This is a genomic window from Hungatella sp. L36 (assembly GCF_014288035.1).
The window spans coordinates 1-23,878 of the sequence record NZ_JACOPC010000022.1 but is presented as its reverse complement, the minus strand read 5'-3'; the positions used below and the strand labels follow the sequence as shown (position 1 = coordinate 23,878).

Sequence of the window (23,878 nt, the reverse complement as noted above, 5' to 3'; positions counted from 1 at the left end):
ACTAAGATTTTACGAATATGGTTATCAAGATTTTACGTATAAGGAGAGTGCGATGAAAACAAGGGAAGAAGTGAAAACGCTTCTGGAAAGTCTGAGCCTGGAGGAAAAGGTGGCGCAGATGATGCAGCTGACAGGCAATTATTTTGAAGGGAGCAACGTCGTAACCGGACCGAAGCTGCAGATGGATCTGTCCGACGAGATGATCCGGGGGACGGGGTCCATCTTAAATGTCACAGGCGGGGACACTCTTTACGAGGTGCAGAAGAAGTATCTGGAGAACAGCGCCAACAAGATCCCCATGCTGTTTATGGCGGATGTGATCAATGGGTTCCAAACCGTATTCCCTGTTCCGCTGGCCCAGGGCTGCAGTTTTAATCCGGAGCTGGTAAAAGAGTGTGCCTCGGTGTCTGCCAGGGAGAGTGCGGCGGCCGGACTCCATGTGACATTTTCCCCGATGGCGGACTTGTGCCGCGATGCGAGGTGGGGACGCGTCATGGAATCTACGGGCGAGGATGTGTGGCTGAACCGTCAGATGACACGCGCCATGGTGGAAGGCTACCAGGGCCAGGATCTGGAGGCAGAGGGGACGGTGGCCGCCTGCGTCAAACACTTTGCGGCTTACGGCGCTCCGGAAGCGGGGAGAGAGTACAACAGCGTGGATATGTCGGAGAAGAGGCTCAGAGAGGAGTACCTTCCGGCGTATAAAGAAGCGGTGGATGCGGGCGCAGGCCTTGTGATGACCTCTTTCAACACGGTAAACGGCATTCCGGCCACGGCAAACCGGTGGCTGAACCGCCGAATCCTGCGCGAGGAATGGAACTTTGACGGCGTCCTCATCTCCGACTACTCCGCAATTTACGAGCTCCTGATGCACGGAGTGGCGGAGACCGTGGAGGAAGCGGCAGAACTGGGAATCCGGGCCGGTGTCGATATGGATATGGTATCCCCGGCCTACGGCGAAAATCTGGTGAATTTAGTGCGGCAGGGCCGGGTGGAGGAAACGCTGGTGGATGAGTGCACCCTCCGGATTCTGGAGCTTAAGAACCGTCTCGGACTTTTGGATAATCCTTACCGGTTTGATGAGGAGACGAGACGGCGGCAGCAGGAGTGCATGGGGTGCCCGGATCACAGGGCGGCGGCCAGGAAGCTGGCGGGTGAATCCATGGTCCTGTTAAAGAATGACGGAGTGCTTCCTCTGAAGGCAGGGAAATCAGACAGCAAAATCGCGCTGATCGGTCCTTTTGCGGACAGCCGTCTGCTCTGCGGAAGCTGGTCCATGTTCTATGAGATGGAGGATGTGGTAACCGTGAAGGAAGGACTTGCGGATCGCTTCGGAGCCGAACGGATCGTCACGGCGCCTGGCTGCTGTATTCTCGATCGGGATCAGGAGTTTCTGCCGTTTAAGGGGACGAAGCTTTCCGGCGCGAAGGAGCGGGAGGACCTGGGGAACCGGAGTGATGAGGAGCTTTTAGAGGAGGCCGCGTCTCTGGCGGCAGAGGCGGATACGGTGATTCTGACCCTGGGAGAGCATCCGCAGCAGAGCGGAGAGGGAGGAGCGAGAACCGATCTGACGCTTCCGGCGTGCCAGTTGAGGCTTCTTGAGACGGTCTACCAGAGCTGTAAAAATGTGGTGGTCCTGCTGTTTTCCGGACGGCCGCTGGCTGTGAAAGAGGCAGCGGAACGGGCCTCCGCCATTCTGGCGGTCTGGTTTCCGGGAACCGAGGGCGGGAACGCTGCAGCCGACATTCTGTCGGGGGACGTGAATCCCTCCGGCCGCCTGGCCATGAGCTTTCCGTACTGTACCGGCCAGGAGCCGCTCTGCTACAGCCATCTCCCCACCGGCCGGCCTTCCGTAAAGGGCAGCGAGAACCGTTTTACCAGCGCTTATCTCGACGCACCGGTGGAACCGCTGTTCCCGTTTGGATATGGGCTCAGTTATACTGAATTCAGATACCGGGATGTCCGTGTGAGCAGCAGCCGGATAGAGACCGGCGGAGAGGTGACCGTCCGCGGCATGGTAAAGAATACCGGAGGCCGTGCGGGGGCGGAGACCGTGCTTTGCTACGTACAGGACGCGGCCGGTTCCACGGCACGGCCTGTAAAAGAGCTGAAGGGATTTCAGAAGCTTGATCTGGAACCGGGAGAGGAAAAAGAATTCTCCTTTGTGATCCGGGAAGAGGAACTGAGATTCTTCACAGCGGAAGGCAAATACGCGACGGAGCCGGGGCTGTACTGGATCTATGTCGGAGACTCGGTAACCGAGATGTACAGAGCAGAGTAAAATAGTATAGAAACAGACGCGAACACAGACGCAGGCACAAACACAGACGCGAACACAAACACAATGCGGCGGTCAGCCCGGCAGGAGAATATCCTTCCGGAATGGCCGCCGCATCTGCTTTTTCTGTGGACAGAGACAGCGAATATTATAGATTTTGTGAATCCCGTAAAAAAATATGAATGTACACCCCGGCCTTTTTTCGGTAAGATGTTAAGTGGGAAAGTGTCATGGGGCACTGCCAATTTCATGCGGGGAGGAACGAATAATGATATATAAGAAGAGGGGCGTCTATCTGAAGCTGTATGGTTCCTATATTCTGATTTTACTGCTGCCGCTTTTCGTCGGAGCCATCGTCTACGCACAGACGCTGAAGGCCAGCCAGGCACAGGCGGAGCGGTTGAACAACAGCCTGATGCAGATCGTCAAAAATGAGTGTGACAACCAGGTCAACGAGGCCATCCGGAATTTAAACCGGATCGCGTTCGATACCCGGGTCCAGATGCTCTCCAATGAGAAGGGAAAGTTCAGCGCAGAGGACCAGTACGATATGTACGCGCTCTACATGGACTTAAAAAACAGCAATTTTTCCGCACAATCCTATAAGGATGTGTTTGTGTACTTTAAAAATACGGATACGGTGGTCAGCACATCGGGAAACATGTCGCTGGAGCTCTTTTACCACCTCTATTATGAAAATGAAGAGTTTCCATTTCCTGAGATGGAGACGTATCTGTCACAATTTCATTTCCAGGATATTATACCGATCCGCAGCGGCAATGGGAACAGGGAGCTTCTGTTTACCCTGACGAGTTTGAATTCCGATCTGGGTGAACCGTCCGCCACGATCGGCATCCGCATGGGCGCAGATGTGCTGGACCGGAGAATTGCGTCGGCAAAATGGGACGAGCAGATGCAGTTCCTGATTCTGGACAGCCGGAACCAGATCCTCAATACCATTGACGAGGCAATGATCACGGACCGGATTCAGTACGATAAACTGGAGGCGGGAACCGATTTTCAGTATGACTTGAACGGGGAACGTTACACCGGCCTCGTCATGGAGTCCCAGGCGGCAAAATGGAAATACGTGCTTTTAACTCCTGCGCGGATCATCGAACAGAGTGCCAGGGAGATCCGGAAATACTGTGTGATCGGCCTGTTCCTGTGCATCTTTCTGGGATTTGCCGTTTCGTACTATCTGACGAATAAAAATTACAATCCGCTGAAGGCGCTGGTTGATTTATTTAAAGGGCAGCAGAAAAATGATACGTCTGACAGCACCGCGGCTGCGCCGGTCAATGAATACCAGTGGCTGGAGCTGCAGGTTCAGAGCTTCTTTAAGGAACACAGCGATATTAAGCATAATCTGACGGAAAACCAGAAGATTCTTCGCCAGTACTATTTGTTCCGCCTTCTGGAGTATCCGCTGGAGGAAGCGGGGAAGGCAGTGGAGCATTACGTGCCGCGGCTGACCGATTCCCATCACATCGTGCTGCTGTTCTCCATCGAGGGGATGGAAGCCGGAGAACAGGCAGAGGAGGAGGCGGGGCTTCGCCGCTTTATCGTCATGAACATTGCCGGGGAGATTCTGGGAGAACATTTTAATGTGGAACTGGTGGAAATCGGTGAGATGGCCGCCGCCGTGGCCGGCCTTCCGGGAGAGGAAGAGGGCTATCTCGATTCCATCCGTGAGTGTATCGAGAGTATGAGAAAGATGATCAGAGAGCAGTTCCATTTTCAGGTGGTGGCCCTGGCCGGGGACGTTCACAAGGGGCTGGAAGGTATCCATCCCTCCTATCAGGAGGCAAGGGAGGCGGAGGAGTACGTCTCTCTTCTGGAGACAGACACGATCTTTTACCGGGACATTAAAAATGCCAATAAAAAGTACTATTATCCCATGGAAATGGAAAATAAAATCATCAACGCCATAAAGGCCGGGGACAGCAGACAGGCCGCGGAGCTTATGGGGCAGGTGCTGGATGTGAACTATTATGAAAACAAAGCTTCCTCCGGCGTCTTCAAATGCCTTCTTTACGATATGATGGGAACGCTGATGAAGGGGGCCGACGAGACCGGGTGCGGAAGCTTCTTTGAACGGGAAAATATCAGCCTGCAGATCTCGATGAAACAGCCCCTCGAGGAGAAGAAACGGCAGTTTGCGGCGATAACGGAGTCTCTGTGCAGGGAGGCGGAAGCACGGAAGGGGGACGGCGGCAACGAGCTGTCCGACAGAATCATGGAGTATATCGAGAGTGAATACCACGATCCTGACTTAAATATCTCACAGACCGGCTTCCATTTCGACATGACGCCCGCGTACCTTTCCGCCATGTTCAAGAAACAGACGGGAAAGAGCCTTCTCAAGTACATCAACACCGTTCGGGTGGAGGCGGCGAAGGAGCTTCTGGCCCAGGGAACCAGTGTGGTGGAGACCGCCGAGAAGGTAGGCTTTCGGGACAGCCGGACATTTATCCGCGTTTTCAAGGAATATACGGGAGTTACGCCGGGGCAGATGAAGAAAATGCAGCCGTAAAAGGGGAAAATTCGAAAATTCGCCTATTTACAGCGAAATTGTGAATGGATCAGCCGTGGTTTTGTGTGTCTGGTACCTGTTTTGTCTCTGTTTTTTTCCAGAGCCGGGTGATAGACTTTAGGCATGTTCAGTGATCACGGAAACGAAACACACAATTGAATATGGAGGAGTTATCATGAAGAGTTATAAAAAAGCAGCTTCCGCTTTTATGGCGGCGGCCATGGCGGCCACAATGCTCGCGGGGTGCGGCTCGAAAACCGCAGATACACAGACGACCGCCCAGGAGACGCTGCCGCAGTCGGCATCGGGGGAATTTTCCTATCCAATAACATCAGATGAGGTGCTGACGTACTGGTGCGAATTGAATCAGAATGTATCGGCGAATTACTCCAATCTTGGAGAGACGCCTTTTGCCAGGGAACTGATGAAAGAAACAGGTGTAACCATCGATTTCCAGCATCCGCCGGCAAACCAGGGAAAAGAGCAGTTCAGCCTTTTGCTGGCAGACGGAAGCCTTCCTGATTTAATGGAATATGCGTGGATGAATTATCCGGGCGGACCGGAAAAGGCCATTCAGGATGGCAATATCATGGCGTTAAATGAAGTATTTGAAAAGTATTGTCCCAATGTCATGAAGTATCTGGAGGAAAATCCGGATGTGGATAAGATGATCAAGACCGATGACGGCCACTACTACGTGTTCCCGTTTGTCCGCGGAGATGAGGCGCTGTGCCATACCATCGGACCGATGCTGCGCGAGGACTGGCTGGAGGAGCTGGGACTGGAGGTTCCCACCACCATCGACGAATGGCACACCGTACTGACTGCCTTTAAAGAGAAGAAGGGCGCCTCTGCACCGTTTACATGGGAATATACCATGGAGGCCCTGACCCAGGAAAATCCATTTGCCTATGCATACGGAGCCTGCCAGACGTATTATATCGGATCCGATAAAAAGGTGCACTTCGGAGCCGTCGAGGATGGCTATAAGCAGTATCTGACTACATTTAACCAGTGGTACAAGGAAGGTCTGATCGACCAGGATTTAGCGACGCTGGCCCTCGATCAGGTGAGCGCAAAGATGACCAATGGCCAGGGCGGCGCTTCCATGGGATGGGCAGGAAGCCGTATGGGAACGTGGATCACGGCGGCTCAGAAGACAGATCCCAACTACATGCTGGTAGCCGCTCCCTATCCGACGCTGGAAAAGGGTGCAAAGCCGGAGATGGGCCAGATCGACAACCGCTATCCGAATCAGGGCTGTGTAGCCATAACCACCAGCTGTAAGAACGTGGAGCTGGCCGCGAGACTGCTGGATTATGCGTACAGCGAGGAAGGCCATATGCTTTTCAACTTCGGTATTGAAGGGGAATCCTATACCATGATTGACGGTTATCCAACCTACACGGATCAGATCTTAAATAATCCGGAGGGCTGGAGTGTGGCGCAGTCCCTTTCCGCCTATATCCGCGGCAACTACAACGGACCGTTTGTCCAGGATATCCGTTACTTAGAGCAGTACTATACGCTGGAGAACCAGAGGGAGACACCGACCGTATGGGGCAGCAGCAATGCCGCCGCCCATAAGGTTCCTCCGATTACACCGACCGCGGAGGAGAGTAAGGAATTCTCCACGATTATGAATGAAATCAACACGTACCGCGACGAGATGACGCTGAAATTCATCTTCGGAACGGAGAGCCTGGATCAGTTTGACCAGTACGTAAAGACGATTGAAAACATGGGGCTGAACCGCGCCCTGGAGATTCAGAATGCGGCTCTGGAACGCTACAATTCCAGATAGGAAAAGGAATGGAGTAAGACCGGCGGGGGTGCCGGAACCGTTTTTTCGGCACCCCTTCTTTTTTTCACTCTAAATACAGAAAAATGGAGGAAATCATGAAGGAGAAAACATTTGCCCGAAGGGCCAGAGCGGACTGGAAAAGGAACCGCGCTCTTTATCTGCTGGTGGTCCCGGTTATTATCTTTTATATCGTGTTCCACTACAAGCCCATGTATGGAGCCATCATTGCATTTAAGGACTATACACCGGCCCTCGGCGTGGGAGGAAGCCCGTGGGTGGGACTCGACAACTTTACCCGCTTCTTTACCGGACCCTATTTCGGGCGCCTCTTAAAGAACACGGTGCTGCTAAGTGTTTACGAGCTGGCCTTCGGATTTCCGGCGCCGATCATCCTTGCCCTTCTGCTGAACGAACTGAGAAACAGGAAATTCAAGAGCCTGGCTCAGACCGTTTCCTACCTGCCCCACTTCATCTCCATGATCGTGGTGACCGGCATGATAACGAATTTTGCCATGACCAGCGGGTTGTTCAACGATTTGATCGTCTTCTTCGGAGGGGAGCGGTCTCCGCTTCTGCAGAATCCGAAGCTGTACCGTACCATCTATGTGGCCTCCAGCGTGTGGCAGGAAGCGGGCTGGGGCTCCATCATCTATTTATCCGCCCTCGCCGGAGTGGACAGCCAGCTCTATGAGGCGGCCTCTATCGACGGCGCGGGAAAATGGAAACAGCTGATTCACGTCACCATGCCGGCCATCGCTCCCACGATTATCGTCATGCTGATCTTGAGAATGGGCACTCTGATGAGCCTGGGATATGAGAAGACCATCCTCCTCTACAATCCATCCACGTATGAGACGGCCGATATCATTTCTTCCTATATCTATCGTGTGGGTCTGCTGGATCAGGACTGGAGCTACTCCACGGCCATCGGCTTATTCAACTCCGTCATCAACTGCACCCTGCTGTTAATCACCAATAAACTGAGCAAGAAGTTCAGCGACACCAGTCTCTGGTAATAAGGAGGAAGTATGAAAGTAAAGCGTTCAAGAGGAGAGAGAATCTTCTCCGTCATGAATTACATAATTTTAGGCGCGGTCATTCTGCTGTGCTTCTACCCGGTGTGGTATGTCGCGGTGGCCTCTGTCAGCGACAGCAGCCTTCTGACCCAGCACACGGGCCTGCTGTTCAAACCGCTCGGCTTTAATCTGGATGCATACGTCAAGGTTTTCAAAAATCCGATGATCGTCAAGGGATACTGCAATACGCTGTTTATCCTGATCGTGGGCGTCATCCTGGATATTCTTATGACATCACTGGGGGCCTACTTTCTCTCCAGAAAGAATGTCATGTTCAAGAAACCGGTCATGATGTTTGTCCTGTTTACCATGTTCTTTTCCGGCGGTATGATTCCGTTCTACTTAACGTTAAAGGATGTCCACTTAACCAATACGCTGTGGGGCCTCATCATCCCGTTTATGATCAATACGTATAATATGATCATTCTCCGCACCGCCTTCGAGAGCATCCCGGAGAGCCTGATCGAGGCGGCGCAGATCGACGGCGCGGGCCACTTCAAAATCCTGATGCAGATCGTGATCCCCTTATCCAAGGCGATGCTGGCGGTTATGGTGCTGTACTACGGAGTGGGAATCTGGAACGCATGGTTCTGGGGCTCCACCATCATCAGAAAGAGGGAGATGTATCCCCTTCAGGTCATTCTGCGGGAGATTCTCATGCAGAATGACGTAGGCTCCATGACGGCCGGCGTCAGTGTGGCGGATCAGGAGTCCATAGGCATGAGCATCAAGTACGCGACGATCATCGTGGCCACTGTGCCAATCCTATGTGTCTACCCGTTTCTCCAGAAATATTTTACAAAGGGAGTCATGGTGGGAGCGGTAAAGGAGTAGCAGCAGATATAAAAAGATACGTGAAAAGGAGATATGAAAGGAGATATAAAACCATGAAAGAACTCTATGAAAATGCCCTTAGGGAAGCCATAGAAATTACAGAAAAGAATCTGGACGCCTTTATCGATACCTTTCCCCATGTGAGCACGAACAACCGGTATCACGGGGAGGAGAATGCGCTGTGGACTTCTTCCTTCTATCCGGGCATGTGCTGTCTGGCGTACGAGATCACAGGCGATCCCGTGTTCTTAAAACATACGGATCAGGTATTGGACAGCTTTGAAGAGCGGATCCGGAAACGCCGCCATATCAGCCACGATATGGGATTTCTCTACACTCTTTCCTGCGTGTCACTCTGCAAACTGACCGGCAGCCAGCGGGCATACCGCCTGGCCCATGAGGCGGCGGATATTCTGGCAGAGCGCTACAACGAAAAGGGGCGCTACATCCAGGCGTGGGGGGAGATGGGAATCGGCTGTCCCGACGTGAAGATTATCATCGACACCATGTTAAATCTCCCTCTTCTGTACTGGACCGGTGACGAGAGGAAGGCTGAAATTGCAGCAAATCACGCGGAGACAACGGCGGACCTGCTGATCCGCCCCGATTACACCTCCTATCACACATACCTGATGAATCCGGAGACAGGTGAAGCGGTCTGCGGTAAGACGCACCAGGGATATGCGGATGAGTCCGTCTGGGCCAGAGGGCAGGCGTGGGCTGTCTACGGCTTTGCCCTTTCCTGCCGTTATACGAAAAAGGAGCGCTTTTTGACGACTGCCCGGGAGACGGCCAGGGTCTTTACAGATCATCTTCCCGCGGATTCGGTTCCGTACTGGGATTTTACCTTTACCGATGAAAATCCCGATATCCGCGACACCTCGGCGGGAGCGATCTTTGTATGCGGCCTGCTGGAGCTGTGCCGCCACGTGGGAAAAGAGGACGCGGACGAATACCGGAAGACGGCGGAACGCGTTATGGACAGTCTGTGTACCCGGTATACCACGAGAGACATGCCGGAATCCAACGGCGTGCTGGCGGAGGGTATGTACCACCGCGGCGACGGAGCGGGAGAGTGCGTCATCTGGGGCGATTATTTCTATATGGAAGCGCTGGTCCGTATGAAGAAGGAGTGGAATCCATACTGGTAGGAGGAACAGAGTATGAACGGAAAAGGAGTCAGCTTATGAATGAGTATTTTGACCTTTTAAAGGAGTGGTGCGACCGCCTGTTATCCCTTCAGGTGACGGAATTTCAGGAAAAGGAGTTTTACGGCGGCATTATGTGCCCATCCTGCGGAAGAATACACGGAAGGTGTGCCGATGCCATCTATCCCATGATGACCATGGCGGATATCACGAAGGATGAAAAATACGTGACCTGTGCGAAACGGCTTTTCCGGTGGAGCGACAACCTCTACCGGAAAGAGGGCTGCTATTATAATGATACCAACAGCGACTGGAGGGGAATCACGGTATTTTTCGTCATTCAGCTGGGAGAGGCGCTACTGGAGCATGGGCATCTGCTGGATCGCGTGACCGCCGATGCGTGGCGGGAACGGCTTAACAGAACGGCAGACTATCTGGCGGATCACATCGATGAGATCGGCGGAAATATCAATTATCCGGTGACCTGCGCCCATGCGATGGCAGTGGCCTATCAAGTCCTGGGAGATCCGCGCTATCGGAGTAAGGCAGGGGAACTCTCCCATAAGGCCCTGGACTGCTTTACGGAGGATGGCCTGCTCTACGGGGAAGGGAAGAAAAGGGATGAGCTAAGCCCGAAGGGCTGCCGTCCCGTGGACTTGGGATATAATGTAGAGGAGTCCCTTCCGGGCCTTTTGTCCTGTGCTGTCATGATCGGAGAGAAAGAGGTGGAGCTTGCAGCGGAAAGAGCCATGAAGGTCCATCTGGAATTTATGCTGCCGGATGGAGCCTGGGACAACAGCTGGGGAACGCGCAACAATAAGTGGTCCTACTGGGGAAGCCGCACCTCCGACGGCTGTCAGCCGGGATACGGCCTGCTGGCAAAGAAAAGTCCGGAGTTTGCGGAGGCGGTGCGGCGCAATACCCGGCTTTTAAAAGCGTGCACCCACGACGGCCTTCTGCACGGAGGTCCCATGTTTAACAGCGCGAAGGAACCACCCTGTGTCCACCATACCTTCTGTCATGCAAAGGCCCTGGCGGCACTCCTCGATCTCGGATGGGCAGAAGAAACCATAGAGACCGGAACGGAGTCCCTGCCTTCGGACCGGAGGTGCGGAGTTACCGAATTTCCATCTGTCCATGTGCGGCTCATCGGCAAAGGGCCGTGGCGGGCCACGATATCGGATTACGATGTGGAGTACAGCGAGGAGGGCCATGCCACGGGAGGTGCGGTGACGCTGCTGTGGCATGAACGGCTGGGCCCTGTGTTCACGGGAACCATGGGGCGCTACTCCCTTGTGGAACCCAATAATATGCAGATTCCCAGAAATACGGTGCCGCTCTGCCTGACGCCACGCTTAGAATATCAGGAACACGGTATCATTTACCGGAATATCAATGACAAAGCAGCGGAAGTGATTTGTGTGGAAGAAAAGGATGAAATCGTGATTGTGACGAGAGGAACCATGACCGATTCCGGTCAGCAGGGGGATTCCCGTTTTGAAATCCGCATCCGGATCACCGACGGTGCGTTCACCATGGAACCGTGGTGTGAGAGGGAGGCCATCCTGTATCTGCCTCTCGTCTCCCGATCCGGGGAGCGGGTGGAACCGGCGGCGGACGGAGACGGCGTGGATATCTGCCGCGGACAGGGAAGCCGGCTTAAGGTTCGGGCATCAGGGCCGCTCACGGTCTCGCAGGACCGCCTCTTTAATCCGGTAGGCGGCATGGAAGCTGTATTATGTCAGATGAAAGTGGATACAGAAGTCTCATATCATGGTATAATAATCTCAGAATCGTTAGAGAGGAGAATGAGATGAAGATTATAACAACCGATGTAGCTGCCGGCCGTTATTTTGATGAGACAGCGGCAGTGTGGAAGGAGGAACCGGACCGGGAGAGCGGGCTGGTCACCATTTATCCGGAGAAACAGTATCAGTCAGTCCTGGGATTCGGAGGCGCATTTACGCAGGCGGCCGGTTACGCGTGGTCTGCTCTGAACAGCGAGCAGAGGTCGGAAGCGGTGAACGCGTATTTTTCAGCGGCTGGGCTGGGCTACCGTTTCTGCAGAACCCATATTAACAGCTGTGACTTTTCGCTGAGGAACTACTGTTACGTCGCAGATGGTGATGAGGCGCTGTCCACCTTTTCCACGGACTGCGACGAGGAGTACTTACTGCCCCTGATCCGTCAGGCGAAAGAGGCCGCGGGCGAAGGGCTGTGCCTGCTGGCGACTCCATGGAGCCCGCCTCCGTTTATGAAGACCAACGGGGAAATGAACCATGGCGGAAAACTGAAGCCGGAATACCGGAACCTGTGGGCGGAGTATATCGTCCGTTACCTCATCTCCTACCGGGAAAAGGGCATCCGCGTGGGATACGTGTCCGTTCAAAATGAGCCGAAGGCTGTTCAGACCTGGGATTCCTGTGTCTACACGCCAAAGGAGGAGCGGGACTTTGCCCTTGGATATCTGAAGCCGGCTCTTGACCGGGCTGGCCTGGACGTAAAGATTCTGCTGTGGGATCACAATAAGGAACGTGTCTATGAGAACGCGAAGACGTATTTTGAAGGGGATTCGGAAGGAATCTGGGGAATGGGCTTTCACTGGTACAGCGGGGATCATTTCGAGAATCTTCAGATGGTCAGCGAGGATTACCCGGAGAAGTCCCTGATTTTTACGGAGGGCTGCGTGGAGTACTCCAGATTTGATAGAAATAACCTGCAGCAGCAGGCTGAGATGTACGCCCATGATATGATCGGAAACTTTAACCATGGCTGCAGGGCCCACATCGACTGGAACTTATTCCTGGATGAGAACGGCGGTCCGAACCACGTCGGAAATTACTGCGCGGCCCCCATCATGCTCCATACAAAGGAGCATACGATCGAACGGCAGCCCAGCTACTATTACATCGGCCATTTCAGCCGCTATGTGAAGCCAGGAGCCGTGAGAATCGGGATTTCCAGATACACTTCAGAGGTGGAGGCGTGCTCCTTCTTAAATCCCGACGGAAGCCTGGCGGTCATCCTCTTAAACCGGGAGGATCACCCGGTGGAAGTGGTCCTGCGCCACAGGACGAAGACCTCTGCACTGGAGCTTGCGCCCCACACGATCGTCACAGTGACGGACGAGGGAGAGAAGCAATGAGTGTGACTGTGGCGGATCTGCTCCGTCTCTCCTCCCTGCGAAATGCGCGGGTGGAGGCGGGCAGGGGCGGCCTGTCCCGCATCGTGGCGTCTCTGTCCGTACTGGAATACGCGGACCCGGATCAGATGGTGGATGCCTTCTTCCGAAATGATGACTACTACGGAAGCGAAATTGTCATAACCGGTTTCATGAATAACCCGGAGGACGAGGAGCGGCAGTGCGCGGTGACGCAGCGGCTGGCCGAGGCCGGTGAGGTAGGGCTGATTCTTTATTACGTCGGCCTCTTTATGCCGCGCATTCCCGAGGCCATGAAGCGGATCGCCGATGCGTATCATTTCGTCCTGATCGTCATGCCGGAGAACCGTATGGATTTCCGTTATTCCGACGCCATCAGCGAGATCATGGAAGCCATCGTCAAGGACCGGCTGAATAATACGGCGTTTGTCGGGGAGCTTCTGGATCAGGTGGCGCGCCTGCCGGAGCACCAGCGCTCGGTGGGAACCATGCTCAAGATGCTGAGCGAGAGAAGCATGGCTTCCATACTCCTGACCGATCAGTCCTTCCGTGTCCTGAACGAAGCGGTCTGGCCGCTGAACCAGGAAAAGACGCTGAGCCGATTCCTGACAGAGGGAAAACTGCCGGAGATGGGGAGTGAGAGAACCGTATGCATTGCGGACTCTGAGTACGTTCTGGCCCGCTTTCCCATCCTGCTTCACAAAGACCGCCACATGGAGCTGTTTATCTTTAAAGAGGGAGAACCGCTGGTGGAGACTGTCCGGCAGCAGGTTGTGGAGGCCGTGCAGCTGGCGGTCAATATCTGGAGCACGCAGCACGATGAGGTGGACGTGACGGAGCTGGTCCGCGCAATCTTAAAGGACGAGCCCATGAAGATGCGCCGGCTGGCCGATATCTTCCATATCGATGTGGCCTCCATCCACTCCATGATGATCTTTCACGTGGAAGAGGATTGGCAGAAGATGAACGGCGTCTCCGCGCTTAAGGGCCTCACAGGATTACTGTCCTCCTTTTATAAGACTGTGTTTGCAGACATCTGCGAGGGGGAGATGGTGATCTTCGTGGAAGGCCCCCGGTCTCTCGGTGAGGAAAAGGAAATCCTGACGGCTGTCCAGGCGTACATGGAGCCGTATACGGTGTTTCACACCATTACCTGCTGCAATCATCTGGCCGACACCGCCGCGGTGCGGGAAGCGTTTCTGCTGCACCGGGATTATATTGAAGACACCATTGCGATCTTTCCGGAGAAGGAGGCATACCACCTTCAGGAGATCGGCTTTGCGAGAGACTGCCGTGAGAGAATCGGAAGAGGGGAGGAGGCGGTGCAGGAGGCCTTAAGGCCGCTTGCCGCCCTGCGGGACGCGAAGGAGGAGAAGGATGCCGTCAGGACGCTGGAGGTCTATCTCCTGGACGCCCAGTGCAGCTACTTAAAGACGGGAGAATTGCTCTATCTTCATAAGAATACGGTGAAATACCGCATTCAGCGTTTTTCCGATATTCTTGGCTACCGCATCGGTGATTTCCCGGACACCTTTTCCTTATACTGTGCGGTGGCGGTGAACCGGCTGCTGACCTTTTGTCCAAAGTGACAAAAAATACGGCTGATTTTCGTTTTTCCAGGGGATTCATTTTTCCGAATAAATAATTTATGATAGTAGAAAGGTCAACGAAAGACGTTGGCCTTTCTGTTTTTTTTGCGGCGCAGGCTTTGACGTGCAAAAGAGTGGTCTTTGACTGCCGAACTGTTCGTTATGGCATGCAGAAATTTAAAGATAAGGAGTGTGGCGGAACATGCGAAAGATCGGCTTGAGTGAAATTGAAGATATTGCCCTGGGCGCTTCCCTGCTGGGAGCGGGCGGAGGCGGAGACCCTTACATAGGAAAACTGGTTGCCATGGGCGCGGTAAAGGAACGGGGGCCGGTGACGCTTCTGGACCCGGAGGAGATTCCGGATGACGCGCTGGTGGTTCCCATCGCCATGATGGGAGCGCCTACGATTCTGGGCGAGAAGGGCGTTGGGGGAAAAGAGTACGAAGTGCTGTACAACATGATATCCCAGTATTACGGTAAAAAGATATTTGCATTTATGCCAATAGAGGCGGGCGGTGTCAACTCCATGCTACCCATCGCGGCGGCGGCCAGGCTGGGACTTCCCATGGTGGACGCGGATGGAATGGGCCGGGCGTTCCCGGAGCTTCAGATGGTGACGTTTACCATGGCCGGCATATCGGCGACGCCCATGGCCCTGGTGGATGAGAAGGGAAACAGCGTGATCTTTAACACCATCACGAATCAGTGGACCGAGGAACTGGCGAGGTCGGTTACCATGAGCTGCGGCGGCTCCGTCTCGGTCTCCCTCTACTGTGTGGAAGGGGCCATTCTCAAACAGCACGCCGTGAAGGGCATCGTCACCAGAAGCCAGAAGCTGGGCGAGGCCATACGCAGGGTGAAGGAGAGCACGGATCTGACTCCCGAGGAACGTTTCCTGGAGTTTTCCGAAGGGTACCGTCTGTTCAAGGGAAAGATCGCCGATGTCCTTCGGGAGACCAACGGCGCCTTCAACCTGGGCCGCGTCGTCATCGAGGGAATCGGAAGCGACCGCGGGAAAAGGGCGGAGGTGGTATTCCAGAACGAAAATCTGTCTGCCTCCGTGGACGGCGTCATTCTGGCTACCGTGCCGGATCTTATCTGTCTGGTCGATACGGAGACCTTTATTCCAGTGACGACAGACGCCTTAAAATACGGGAAACGTGTTCTTGCAGTCGGGCTCAAATGCTTTGACGCGTGGAGAAGCGAGGCGGGCCTTAAGCTGGTGGGACCGCGCTATTTTGGAATCGATACGGACTATGTGCCGCTGGAAGATCGGATTGGAGGGAATGCAGATGTATAAATTGGGAATTGACGTTGGAGGCACCAATACGGACGCGGTCCTGATCGACAGCGACCGAAATGTGGTAGCGGAAGTGAAGTATCCGACTTCCGGCGATATCTATGACGGCATCCTCGGCGCGGTCCGCGCCTGCTTGAAGGCGTCCGGGATCAACCGGGCGGAGATCAGCCAGGCAATGCTGGGAACCACCCAGTGTACGAACGCCATTGTGGAGCGGAAATCCCTGGCCCCGATCGGCATCCTTCGGATCGGCGCCCCCGCTACGCTGGGAATACCGCCAATGATAGACTGGGAAGAAGACATACAGAAAATCGCCGTGGATTACGCGGTTGTGGGAGGCGGCTTCGAATACGACGGAAAAGAGCTGGCCCCCTTTGACAGGGAAGCGGCGGCCCGATTCTTTGAAGGGCTGAAGGGAAGGGTAAAGTCCGTGGCGATCTCCTGCGTCTTCTCCACGGTGAGAAACGACCATGAGCTGGAGGCGGCCGCGCTCTGCCGTGAGGTGATGGGGGAGGAGGTCCACGTGTCGGTATCCAGCGAGATCGGTTCCATGGGACTGATCGAACGGGAAAATGCCGCCATATTAAATGCCGCCCTGTACGAGGTGGCGGAACGCTTTACCACCGGATTTGCAAAAACGCTGGAAGACGAAGGAGTTACAGACGCCAGAGTCTACTTATCCCAGAACGACGGCACGATCATGACCATGGAGTATGCGAAGAAGTATCCGATCTTAACGATCGCCTGCGGCCCGACCAACTCCATCCGGGGCGCCAGCTACTTAAGCCATTTAAAGGATGCCATCGTGATTGATGTGGGAGGAACCACAACGGATCTCGGTGTAATTTTAGCGGGCTTTCCACGGGAATCCGGCGTTGCCGTGACGATCGGCGGCGTCCGCACGAATTTCCGTATGCCGGATGTGATCTCCATCGGTCTCGGCGGCGGTTCCATTGTCAGGCAGCATGAGGATGGAACCGTGACCGTAGGTCCGGACAGCGTGGGCTACCGGATCACCGAGAAAGCCCTTGTATTCGGCGGGGATACTTTGACGGCCACGGATGTGGCGGTGAAGCTTAAGCTGGCGGATATCGGAGATAAGTCGAAGGTGGAACAGCTGGATTATGAGACGGCCAGGAAGGCCATGGAGGCAATCCGTTCCATGGTCGAGGACAGCATCGACGCCATGAAGGTATCCAGTGCGGACATTGATGTCATCCTGGTAGGAGGCGGCTCCATCATTATCCCGGACCAGCTTGCCGGAACGAAGTCCGTGGTGAAGCCTGATTATTTCGGCACAGCCAATGCCATCGGCTCGGCCATATCCAAGGTGAGCGGCACGCTGGAACAGCTGATCAACTACGATGAGACTCCGCGTGAGGCAGCGTTAAGCCGGGCGAGGGCCGAGGCTGTGGAACTGGCCGTGGAAGCCGGGGCCGTCCGTGAGACAGTGGAAATTATTGAAGTGGAGGATGTGCCGCTGGCATATTATCCGGGAAATACAAACCGGGTAAAGGTGAAGGCCGCGGGAGATTTGGTATAGCGGAAAAAATTGAAATCAAAAATAACAGACTGGCAGAAGCCGGCTCGTGCAGATTACGGGCCGGCTTCTTTTTTTGAACCGATTTCCTTGTATTTCCAGGCCTTTTATGTCAATTTGCTGCGGAAAACAGATGAAGAAACAGAACTTTGTAATCTTGGCTACAAACAGGCCGGGTTTACAGACTTTCCCTGTCGAATTTTATATAATGCTGATAAAGGAATGGAAGAAAGGAGAAACAATGAATGTAGCGAAAGCATACGCCGGAATTCTGGAAGAAGAGCTGGTTCCGGCCATGGGCTGCACGGAACCGATTGCCATCGCTTATGCAGCGGCCATAGCCCGGGAAGTTCTGGAGGCATTTCCGGAGAAGATTCTGGTGGAATGTTCAGGAAATGTCATAAAGAACGTAAAGAGTGTTTCGATCCCGAACACAGACGGATTGTGCGGTATTGAGGCGGCCGCGGTGGCCGGGGCGGTGGCCGGAGACAGGAAAAAGAAGATGGAGGTTATCAGCGAGGTGACTTCGGAGCAGAAGGAAGAGATCCGGAGGAAGACGGCGGGCAGGATCTGCCGTGTGGCCTGCCTTCACGGGGACGCAAACTTAAATATCCGGATTACCATGGAAAAGGGGAAGGAGACGTCGGAAGTACAGATTAAAGATACCCATACGAATGTAGTCCTGGTTAAAAAGAACGGAGAGCTCCTGTTTCAGAAGGATTGTAAAGAGGGAAGGAAAGATGTTCTCTCAGACCGTTCCTGGCTGACGGTTGCCGGAATCTATGAGTTTGCGGCAGAGGCGGATTTGGCGCCGTTTATCCGGTTGCTGGAAAACCAGATCCGGGACAACGAGGCTATAGCCCGGGAGGGGATGAAAAATCCTTATGGTGCCAGCATCGGAAGAGCCGCGGAGGCCGTGTTCCAGAACCGGTATTCCCACGGAATCGCCTATGCCAGCGCAGGCAGCGACGCGCGCATGAGTGGCTGTCAGATGTCGGTGGTGACAAATTCCGGCAGCGGTAATCAGGGAATCACGGTGTCTGTTCCGGTTATCACCTGTGCACGGGAGCAGGGCAGTGAGGAAGAATCCCTTTACCGGGCGCTGCTGGCGGCCAATCTCATCGCGATTCATATTAAAACAGGAATTGGAAGGCTGTCCGCATACTGCGGCGTGGTCTGCGCGGCTGCGGGAGCATTTGCCGGAATTGCCTTTCTGGAAGGGCAGAAGGTAGAGGTAGTGGAACGGATGATCACCAATCATCTGGGAACGATCTCCGGCATGGTGTGCGACGGGGCGAAAGAGTCCTGTGCCAGCAAGATTGCCAGCGCGCTGTTTTCCGCCATGCTCGGCTATGAGATGGCGAAGGAGAATACGGTATTTCGCAATGGCTGCGGAATTATCCGGGATAATGTGGAAAACACAATTGATGCGGTCTGTACTGTGGGCTGCATGGGGATGAAAGAGACGGATCAGGTGATCCTCGATCTTATGACAAATCCATGACAAAAGAAAAAACGGAGGGTTAAAAAATGGGAGAACAAAAGAAAAAGGGGTATCCACTGGGGTTTTACATATCTTGTATTGCCTATTCATTTGAGAGATTTGCATTTTACGGAAGCAAGCCGCTTCTGGTTCTGTTTTTAATCAGGGCTGTCACGGAAGGCGGCCTGGGCATGAATGCGGCGGATGCGGCGATTCTGGCTGCGAACATGACGGCATTTACCTATATTGCTCCGGTTTTAGGCGGTTATATCTGTGACAACTGGCTGGGCGGAAGGTACGCGGTTTCACTTGGTATGCTGCTGATGGGAGTCGGTTATCTGGCGGGCTGGCAGGCACACAGCGTCGCCATGGTACACGTGATGATTATCGTAGTCTCCATTGGTACCGGTCTGTTTAAAGGTAATTTAGCGGCGATTATCGGCAGGTTGTTTGACGACAAGTCAAAGCTTGACTCGGCGTTCTCCGTTCAGTATTCGTTCGTCAATGTCGGAGCGTTTTTCGGCTCCATGCTGACAGCCACTTTATATGTTACCGTGTTCCGCCGCGGCGACGTTCTGGGATTCCGCCAGTGCTTCCTGCTCTGCGCGATTCTCATGTTTATCGGCGCCATCATATTTACCCTAAGCTACGGCACATTACAGAATCAGGGAATCAAACCGTTCAAGTACTTAACCGATGTAAACGGCAATGTCATCGGCATTCAGGAAAAAGAAGGCAGGAAGGCAGCCTCCGCTCCTCTTACAAAGAAAGAGAAAAAAGGCGTTATTGCTATTTTATTCGTTACCATCATGACCGTGTTCTTCTGGCTGGCATACTATCAGCAGGATATCGCACTGACGATTTACATGGATAAATATGTCAATATGAAGCTGTTCGGCGTGACTCTGACACCTCCATTAATAACAACCACCATCCCGGGCTTCTTATGCATCTTCTTAAGCCTCGGCGCGGCTAAAATCTGGGCGGCTCTGGCAAAACGGCCTCAGGGTGATATGACCATGTTCCAGAAGCTGACCATGGCATTTGCCATTCTCGGTCTCGATTATTTGCTTTTAGCTGTAATGGAAGTGACCCGCGGAGTCGGAGCACCGGAGACGAGTCAGGTGACCGTTCTGTGGCTGCTGGCGTTTACCAACATTTTGACGATGGCGGAGCTGTGCTTCTCACCTCTTGGAAACTCCTTTATCAGCAAATTTGCACCAAAGAAATACCTATCCCTGCTGATGGGTGTATGGCCCTTTGCAACCTTCATTTCGTCCAAGATGAACGGCTACGTGCAGGGCTACGTGGAGAAGCTTGGTATTTTCTCCATCTTCATTACCTTTATGGTCATCTCCTTTATCTTCGCAGTGCTGCTGTTTGTGCTCAGCAAACCGTTAGGCAAACTTACAGAAGACGAGGTATCAAATGAGAGGGGAGCCGAAAGAACGTGAAAGAGAAAGCACTGAAAGTATTAAGGGAAAATGGACTCGACGCCATGCTGATTACGGACCGCTTCAACCGGCGATATTTAAGTGGGTTTACCGGGTCGGCAGGCATGCTGTATGTGTCGGAGAAACGCCAGGTTGTTCTGACCGATTCCCGGTATGAGGAACAGGTAAAACGGGAATGCTGCGATTTTGATGGCTTCTGTGTCCGGGACCGGGACTATGTGGTGGCCTGCAGCCGCATGATGGAAGAGGACGGAGCAAAGAGAGTGGGCTTTGAGGATGAGACCATTCTGTTAAAGGAGTATCTCGATTATGAAAACAGAGGCATCCAGGAGGAGCTGATAGGCCTCGGCAAGTCCGTAAATGTGCTCCGGGCTCTGAAGGAGACGTGGGAAATCGAGCGCATCCGGAAGGCGGAGGAGATCGGCGATCAGGCGTTTGCCCACATTCTCGATATCTTGCGTCCGGGTATAACCGAGCGGGAGATCGCCATCGAACTGGATTATACCATGCTGAGACTGGGGGCGGAGCGTCTGAGCTTTGATACCATTGCGGCTTCGGGATTGAACAGCGCACTTCCCCATGCGCAGCCGACCGATAAGAAGATTGAAAGCGGGGATTTTGTGACCATGGACTTTGGCTGCGTTTATCAGGGGTACTGTTCCGATATGACGAGAACCGTTGTAATCGGACATGCCTCCGCCATTCAGAAGGCGGTTTATGATACGGTCTTAAGGGCGCAGGAAGCGGCTCTGGCGGTAGCCGGACCGGGAAGGCCGGCCAGCGAAGCGGACACGGCGGCGAGAACGGTGATCGCCGACGCTGGATACGGGGAGTTTTTCGGCCACGCGCTGGGACATAGCCTGGGACTGTTCATGCATGAGGAGCCGGGCTATGGTCCCACATGCCATACGATCGTAGAGCCAACCATGCTTATGACGGTGGAACCGGGAATCTATATACCAGGGTTTGGAGGTGTCCGGATCGAGGACCTGATCGTCATCACAGAAAACGGATATGAGAATCTGACGCATTCGGATAAACGGCTGATTGAACTTTAAGGTTTCGCATTAGAAATCAGCGGCTGGTAATGGAAGTCCGGCAGTATTTGTAGCTTATACTACATCAACTGCCGGTCCGGTATGATATAATGACCCTATGGAATAAGCACTGACAGGAGGAGACAATGGAGGGGAAATACAGCCAGATTTTAGACGAACTGAAGAGCAAAAGTGTATTAACCGTAGGGGGAACGGAGGCTGTGAGCGTCGCGTATTCTGTGGCCTATGCCAAGAAAAAAGCGCAGGGAGAGTTGAAGCGGATTATCATCACCGTGGATTCCAGCATTTTTAAAACCGGCCTGAACGTGGTAATACCGGGGTGCGAAGAGCGGGGGCTTGATATCGCGGCGGCGCTGGGCTTCGTGTGCGGTAATGTGGAGGATAAGCTTCAGATTCTGTCTCACTACGATGAGATGGATTTGCTGAAGGCCAAGCAGCTGCTGGCTCAGGGCAGAGTGAATATTCAGATTAAGAATGACTGCGACAAGTTGTTCATTGAAACAATTATAGAAAGCTCGGATAATGTAGTCCGGACGCTCATTATCGACTACCACTTAAACGTCATTTCCGAGGAAAATGTGATGTGCCTGTCAGACCTGAAGGAATATCAGTATCAGGTCAACCGGAATTACATTGTAAATGAAAACATGGGGCCCAACGATTTCGTGGATTTTGTGAACGCGGTGGACAGCAGAGATCTGGAATTTATCGAAACCGGCTTAAAATACAATCTGGAGCTGGCCGACTACCCCGGGGAAGACAGTATGATCCGCAGATTTGAGGAGGCGCTGGAGGCGTATCAGGTACACAACGATATGATCATTTACACGCAGAATCTCTGCATGCGCGCCTGTGAGGCACGGACTCTGGGAGCCAAGCTTCCTGTTATGACCACCGTCGGAAGCGCCAATTACGGGATCATTACGTATCTGGCCAATTACGGCGTGGGAAGTTACAAGCAGATTGACCATGACCGGATTATTCGCGCGATTGCACTGTCGAACCTGATGAGTATGTATGTCAATTCCTATGTGGGCTCGCTGACCTCCGTCTGCGGCTGCAGCCTTGCGGCCGGAATTGGGGCGGCTGCAGGCATCACCTTCCTTCTGGGCGGTGACGTGGATGCCGTGGAGCGTGCCGCCAAGAATATGGCGGGCAGCATCGTCGGTATTATCTGCGACGGAAGCAAGCTGGGCTGCGCCTGGAAGCTGGGGCTGTCCGTGGACTGGTCCATCAAATCTGCTCTGATGGCCTTAAATGAATGTTGCATCCATCAGGGAGGAATCCTGGAGGACAGCTTAGAGCAGATCTTTAAAAATATTTCCCGAATCTACAATCCGGTTTCCAACACAACGAACCAGTCTATCGTGGACATCGTGCTTGGGAGGCGTGATGGGTAGCGGGGGAGATCTGCCGGTACACGAATTGCTCCGGACATGTTCGACGAGACTCTGCCTGCCCAAGGACCAGACAATCCATGTGCCGGGAACGAAGGATACGAATCTTTATTATATAGAAGAAGGAACGGTCCGTTTTTCATTGAACAGCTACGACGGCGATGAAAAGATTCTGTATATCCTGGGCCCGGGGAATTTTTTTAACGAGGGGAGTATCTGCTGCCCTCAGGAAGTTATGTGTCATATTTACTGTGAGGAGTCCAGTGTTATTTTAAAGGTGGACTCCACCGTGTTCAGAACGCTTATGAAGAATGCCGCGTTTGTGGAAGCGTTGTTCCGGGGGTTGATGTGCAAGAATAATCTCCTCGAACAGGAGGTATCCAACATTTCCTTCAAATCGTGTAAGGAAAGGCTTCTGCTGATCTTTGTCAAAGAATGCTGCAAGGATAAGATTTACGACCATGACTGGTACGATGTGAAGAAACGGTATACCCATCAGGATCTGGCGAGTATCATCGGAGCCAACCGGGTGACGGTGAGCAAAATGATCGGAGAGCTGTGTGAGGAGTGCCAGATCCGGTGCTTAAACCGAAAGATTCAGGTGAACAGGAAGGCTTTAAAAAGGAGAGATTAAGAATCATGGAGTATAGATATCAGCCGAAAGGCGTATGTGCAAAAGAGTTTTGTTTCCAGATCGAGGATGGCGTGATAACCAATGTGGAGGTCCAGGGAGGCTGTCCGGGAAACCTTCTGGGAATCGGCAAGCTTCTGACCGGCAAGAAGCTGGAGGAAGTGATCGCCATGTTCCGCGGCCTCAGCTGTGCCGAGCGCCCCACCTCATGTCCGGACCAGATGGCTCAGGCCCTGGAACAGTATCTGACAGGAGCCGCGCAGCCGCAATAGGAAGAACCGGCCAAACAGGCGGGAGTCCACTGTAACGTGAACTCCCGCCTGTTTGTTATCCTTTCAGGATCCCCCTTCCGCCAGGCCGAAATACGGCTCCGAAAAAGAAATATAAGAAAATATAAAAAAAGTGTTGACTTTTGTCGGCTGCTTTGATATGATATATCTCGCCGCTGAAAACGGCGGCAAACTTTTCCAAAAATCTTCCAGCTGAACCGCTGAGAAAGTTTTGAAGAAAATGAAAAAAGTGGTTGACAAAAACAAATCACTGTGATAAGATATAAAAGTTGCTGCTGACACAGATCGACAGCAAACGCA

At 53.4% G+C, this 23,878-nt stretch carries 18 protein-coding genes; 17 read left to right on the top strand and 1 reads right to left on the bottom strand.

From position 1 onward, the window contains the following. Positions 1 to 52 precede the first annotated feature (52 nt). The 17 genes from bglX to H8S80_RS30550 all read left to right on the top strand — a co-directional run bounded on the left by bglX (position 53) and on the right by H8S80_RS30550 (position 23,560). Complete coding sequence (gene bglX, locus H8S80_RS30630; RefSeq protein WP_118033261.1) at positions 53 to 2,281, top strand: beta-glucosidase BglX; 2,229 nt, start codon at positions 53 to 55, stop codon at positions 2,279 to 2,281. A 265-nt stretch (positions 2,282 to 2,546) separates the two neighbouring features. Continuing rightward, positions 2,547 to 4,814 carry a helix-turn-helix domain-containing protein gene (locus H8S80_RS30625; protein ID WP_118033259.1) on the top strand — a complete coding sequence of 756 codons (2,268 nt, stop codon included), beginning with the start codon at positions 2,547 to 2,549 and terminating at the stop codon, positions 4,812 to 4,814. A gap of 175 nt (positions 4,815 to 4,989) precedes the next feature. After that, complete coding sequence (locus H8S80_RS30620; RefSeq protein ID WP_118033258.1) at positions 4,990 to 6,618, top strand: extracellular solute-binding protein; 1,629 nt, start codon at positions 4,990 to 4,992, stop codon at positions 6,616 to 6,618. Between the two features lie 95 nt (positions 6,619 to 6,713). Continuing rightward, the gene (locus tag H8S80_RS30615; protein WP_002602252.1) at positions 6,714 to 7,634 is read left to right on the top strand and encodes an ABC transporter permease; all 921 of its coding nucleotides are present in this window, start codon (positions 6,714 to 6,716) and stop codon (positions 7,632 to 7,634) included. 12 nt (positions 7,635 to 7,646) lie between these two features. Beyond that, positions 7,647 to 8,528 (top strand): carbohydrate ABC transporter permease, encoded by an 882-nt coding sequence (locus H8S80_RS30610; RefSeq protein ID WP_002602253.1) that lies wholly within the window; start codon positions 7,647 to 7,649, stop codon positions 8,526 to 8,528. A gap of 53 nt (positions 8,529 to 8,581) precedes the next feature. Continuing rightward, a complete protein-coding gene (locus H8S80_RS30605; RefSeq protein WP_182464772.1) occupies positions 8,582 to 9,679 on the top strand; it encodes a glycoside hydrolase family 88 protein in 1,098 nt (365 codons plus the stop codon). Between the two features lie 35 nt (positions 9,680 to 9,714). Next, complete coding sequence (locus H8S80_RS30600) at positions 9,715 to 11,493, top strand: ulvan lysase-like protein (RefSeq protein ID WP_118033256.1); 1,779 nt, start codon at positions 9,715 to 9,717, stop codon at positions 11,491 to 11,493. After that, complete coding sequence (locus tag H8S80_RS30595) at positions 11,490 to 12,821, top strand: glycoside hydrolase family 30 protein (RefSeq protein WP_118033255.1); 1,332 nt, start codon at positions 11,490 to 11,492, stop codon at positions 12,819 to 12,821. The genes H8S80_RS30600 and H8S80_RS30595 overlap by 4 nt, the downstream gene beginning before the upstream one ends. After that, entirely contained in the window at positions 12,818 to 14,425 is a 1,608-nt protein-coding gene (locus H8S80_RS30590) for a PucR family transcriptional regulator (protein ID WP_118033254.1), read from the top strand. Before H8S80_RS30595 ends, H8S80_RS30590 begins: the two co-directional genes overlap by 4 nt. A gap of 202 nt (positions 14,426 to 14,627) precedes the next feature. Next, entirely contained in the window at positions 14,628 to 15,725 is a 1,098-nt protein-coding gene (locus tag H8S80_RS30585; protein WP_002602258.1) for an S-methyl thiohydantoin desulfurase family protein, read from the top strand. After that, positions 15,718 to 17,268, top strand: coding sequence for a hydantoinase/oxoprolinase N-terminal domain-containing protein (locus H8S80_RS30580; protein ID WP_118033253.1), 1,551 nt, complete (start codon positions 15,718 to 15,720; stop codon positions 17,266 to 17,268). Before H8S80_RS30585 ends, H8S80_RS30580 begins: the two co-directional genes overlap by 8 nt. 238 nt (positions 17,269 to 17,506) lie before the next feature. Further along, positions 17,507 to 18,769: an L-cysteine desulfidase family protein gene (locus H8S80_RS30575; RefSeq protein WP_118033300.1), complete on the top strand. Its 1,263-nt coding sequence runs from the start codon at positions 17,507 to 17,509 to the stop codon at positions 18,767 to 18,769. Positions 18,770 to 18,795: 26 nt separating this feature from the next. Continuing rightward, positions 18,796 to 20,202 carry a peptide MFS transporter gene (locus H8S80_RS30570; RefSeq protein ID WP_118033252.1) on the top strand — a complete coding sequence of 469 codons (1,407 nt, stop codon included), beginning with the start codon at positions 18,796 to 18,798 and terminating at the stop codon, positions 20,200 to 20,202. Continuing rightward, complete coding sequence (locus tag H8S80_RS30565; protein ID WP_243010377.1) at positions 20,199 to 21,260, top strand: M24 family metallopeptidase; 1,062 nt, start codon at positions 20,199 to 20,201, stop codon at positions 21,258 to 21,260. The genes H8S80_RS30570 and H8S80_RS30565 overlap by 4 nt, the downstream gene beginning before the upstream one ends. 125 nt (positions 21,261 to 21,385) lie before the next feature. Next, positions 21,386 to 22,660, top strand: coding sequence for an L-serine ammonia-lyase, iron-sulfur-dependent, subunit alpha (locus H8S80_RS30560; RefSeq protein ID WP_118033251.1), 1,275 nt, complete (start codon positions 21,386 to 21,388; stop codon positions 22,658 to 22,660). Further along, entirely contained in the window at positions 22,653 to 23,291 is a 639-nt protein-coding gene (locus tag H8S80_RS30555; RefSeq protein ID WP_118033250.1) for a Crp/Fnr family transcriptional regulator, read from the top strand. Before H8S80_RS30560 ends, H8S80_RS30555 begins: the two co-directional genes overlap by 8 nt. A 5-nt stretch (positions 23,292 to 23,296) precedes the next feature. Then, positions 23,297 to 23,560 carry a TIGR03905 family TSCPD domain-containing protein gene (locus tag H8S80_RS30550; protein ID WP_118033249.1) on the top strand — a complete coding sequence of 88 codons (264 nt, stop codon included), beginning with the start codon at positions 23,297 to 23,299 and terminating at the stop codon, positions 23,558 to 23,560. A gap of 63 nt (positions 23,561 to 23,623) precedes the next feature. Here H8S80_RS30550 and H8S80_RS34045 read toward each other — a convergent pair. After that, on the bottom strand, positions 23,624 to 23,878 hold a 255-nt coding region (locus H8S80_RS34045; protein WP_207729911.1), incomplete at its 5' end, for a hypothetical protein.

What these genes read in the sequence shown, in the direction of transcription:
- bglX (WP_118033261.1), top strand. Translation starts at nt 53, where the DNA reads ATGAAAACAAGGGAAGAAGTGAAAACGCTTCTGGAAAGTCTGAGCCTG.
- H8S80_RS30625 (WP_118033259.1), top strand. Translation starts at nt 2,547, where the DNA reads ATGATATATAAGAAGAGGGGCGTCTATCTGAAGCTGTATGGTTCCTAT.
- H8S80_RS30620 (WP_118033258.1), top strand. Translation starts at nt 4,990, where the DNA reads ATGAAGAGTTATAAAAAAGCAGCTTCCGCTTTTATGGCGGCGGCCATG.
- H8S80_RS30615 (WP_002602252.1), top strand. Translation starts at nt 6,714, where the DNA reads ATGAAGGAGAAAACATTTGCCCGAAGGGCCAGAGCGGACTGGAAAAGG.
- H8S80_RS30610 (WP_002602253.1), top strand. Translation starts at nt 7,647, where the DNA reads ATGAAAGTAAAGCGTTCAAGAGGAGAGAGAATCTTCTCCGTCATGAAT.
- H8S80_RS30605 (WP_182464772.1), top strand. Translation starts at nt 8,582, where the DNA reads ATGAAAGAACTCTATGAAAATGCCCTTAGGGAAGCCATAGAAATTACA.
- H8S80_RS30600 (WP_118033256.1), top strand. Translation starts at nt 9,715, where the DNA reads ATGAATGAGTATTTTGACCTTTTAAAGGAGTGGTGCGACCGCCTGTTA.
- H8S80_RS30595 (WP_118033255.1), top strand. Translation starts at nt 11,490, where the DNA reads ATGAAGATTATAACAACCGATGTAGCTGCCGGCCGTTATTTTGATGAG.
- H8S80_RS30590 (WP_118033254.1), top strand. Translation starts at nt 12,818, where the DNA reads ATGAGTGTGACTGTGGCGGATCTGCTCCGTCTCTCCTCCCTGCGAAAT.
- H8S80_RS30585 (WP_002602258.1), top strand. Translation starts at nt 14,628, where the DNA reads ATGCGAAAGATCGGCTTGAGTGAAATTGAAGATATTGCCCTGGGCGCT.
- H8S80_RS30580 (WP_118033253.1), top strand. Translation starts at nt 15,718, where the DNA reads ATGTATAAATTGGGAATTGACGTTGGAGGCACCAATACGGACGCGGTC.
- H8S80_RS30575 (WP_118033300.1), top strand. Translation starts at nt 17,507, where the DNA reads ATGAATGTAGCGAAAGCATACGCCGGAATTCTGGAAGAAGAGCTGGTT.
- H8S80_RS30570 (WP_118033252.1), top strand. Translation starts at nt 18,796, where the DNA reads ATGGGAGAACAAAAGAAAAAGGGGTATCCACTGGGGTTTTACATATCT.
- H8S80_RS30560 (WP_118033251.1), top strand. Translation starts at nt 21,386, where the DNA reads ATGGAGGGGAAATACAGCCAGATTTTAGACGAACTGAAGAGCAAAAGT.
- H8S80_RS30555 (WP_118033250.1), top strand. Translation starts at nt 22,653, where the DNA reads ATGGGTAGCGGGGGAGATCTGCCGGTACACGAATTGCTCCGGACATGT.
- H8S80_RS30550 (WP_118033249.1), top strand. Translation starts at nt 23,297, where the DNA reads ATGGAGTATAGATATCAGCCGAAAGGCGTATGTGCAAAAGAGTTTTGT.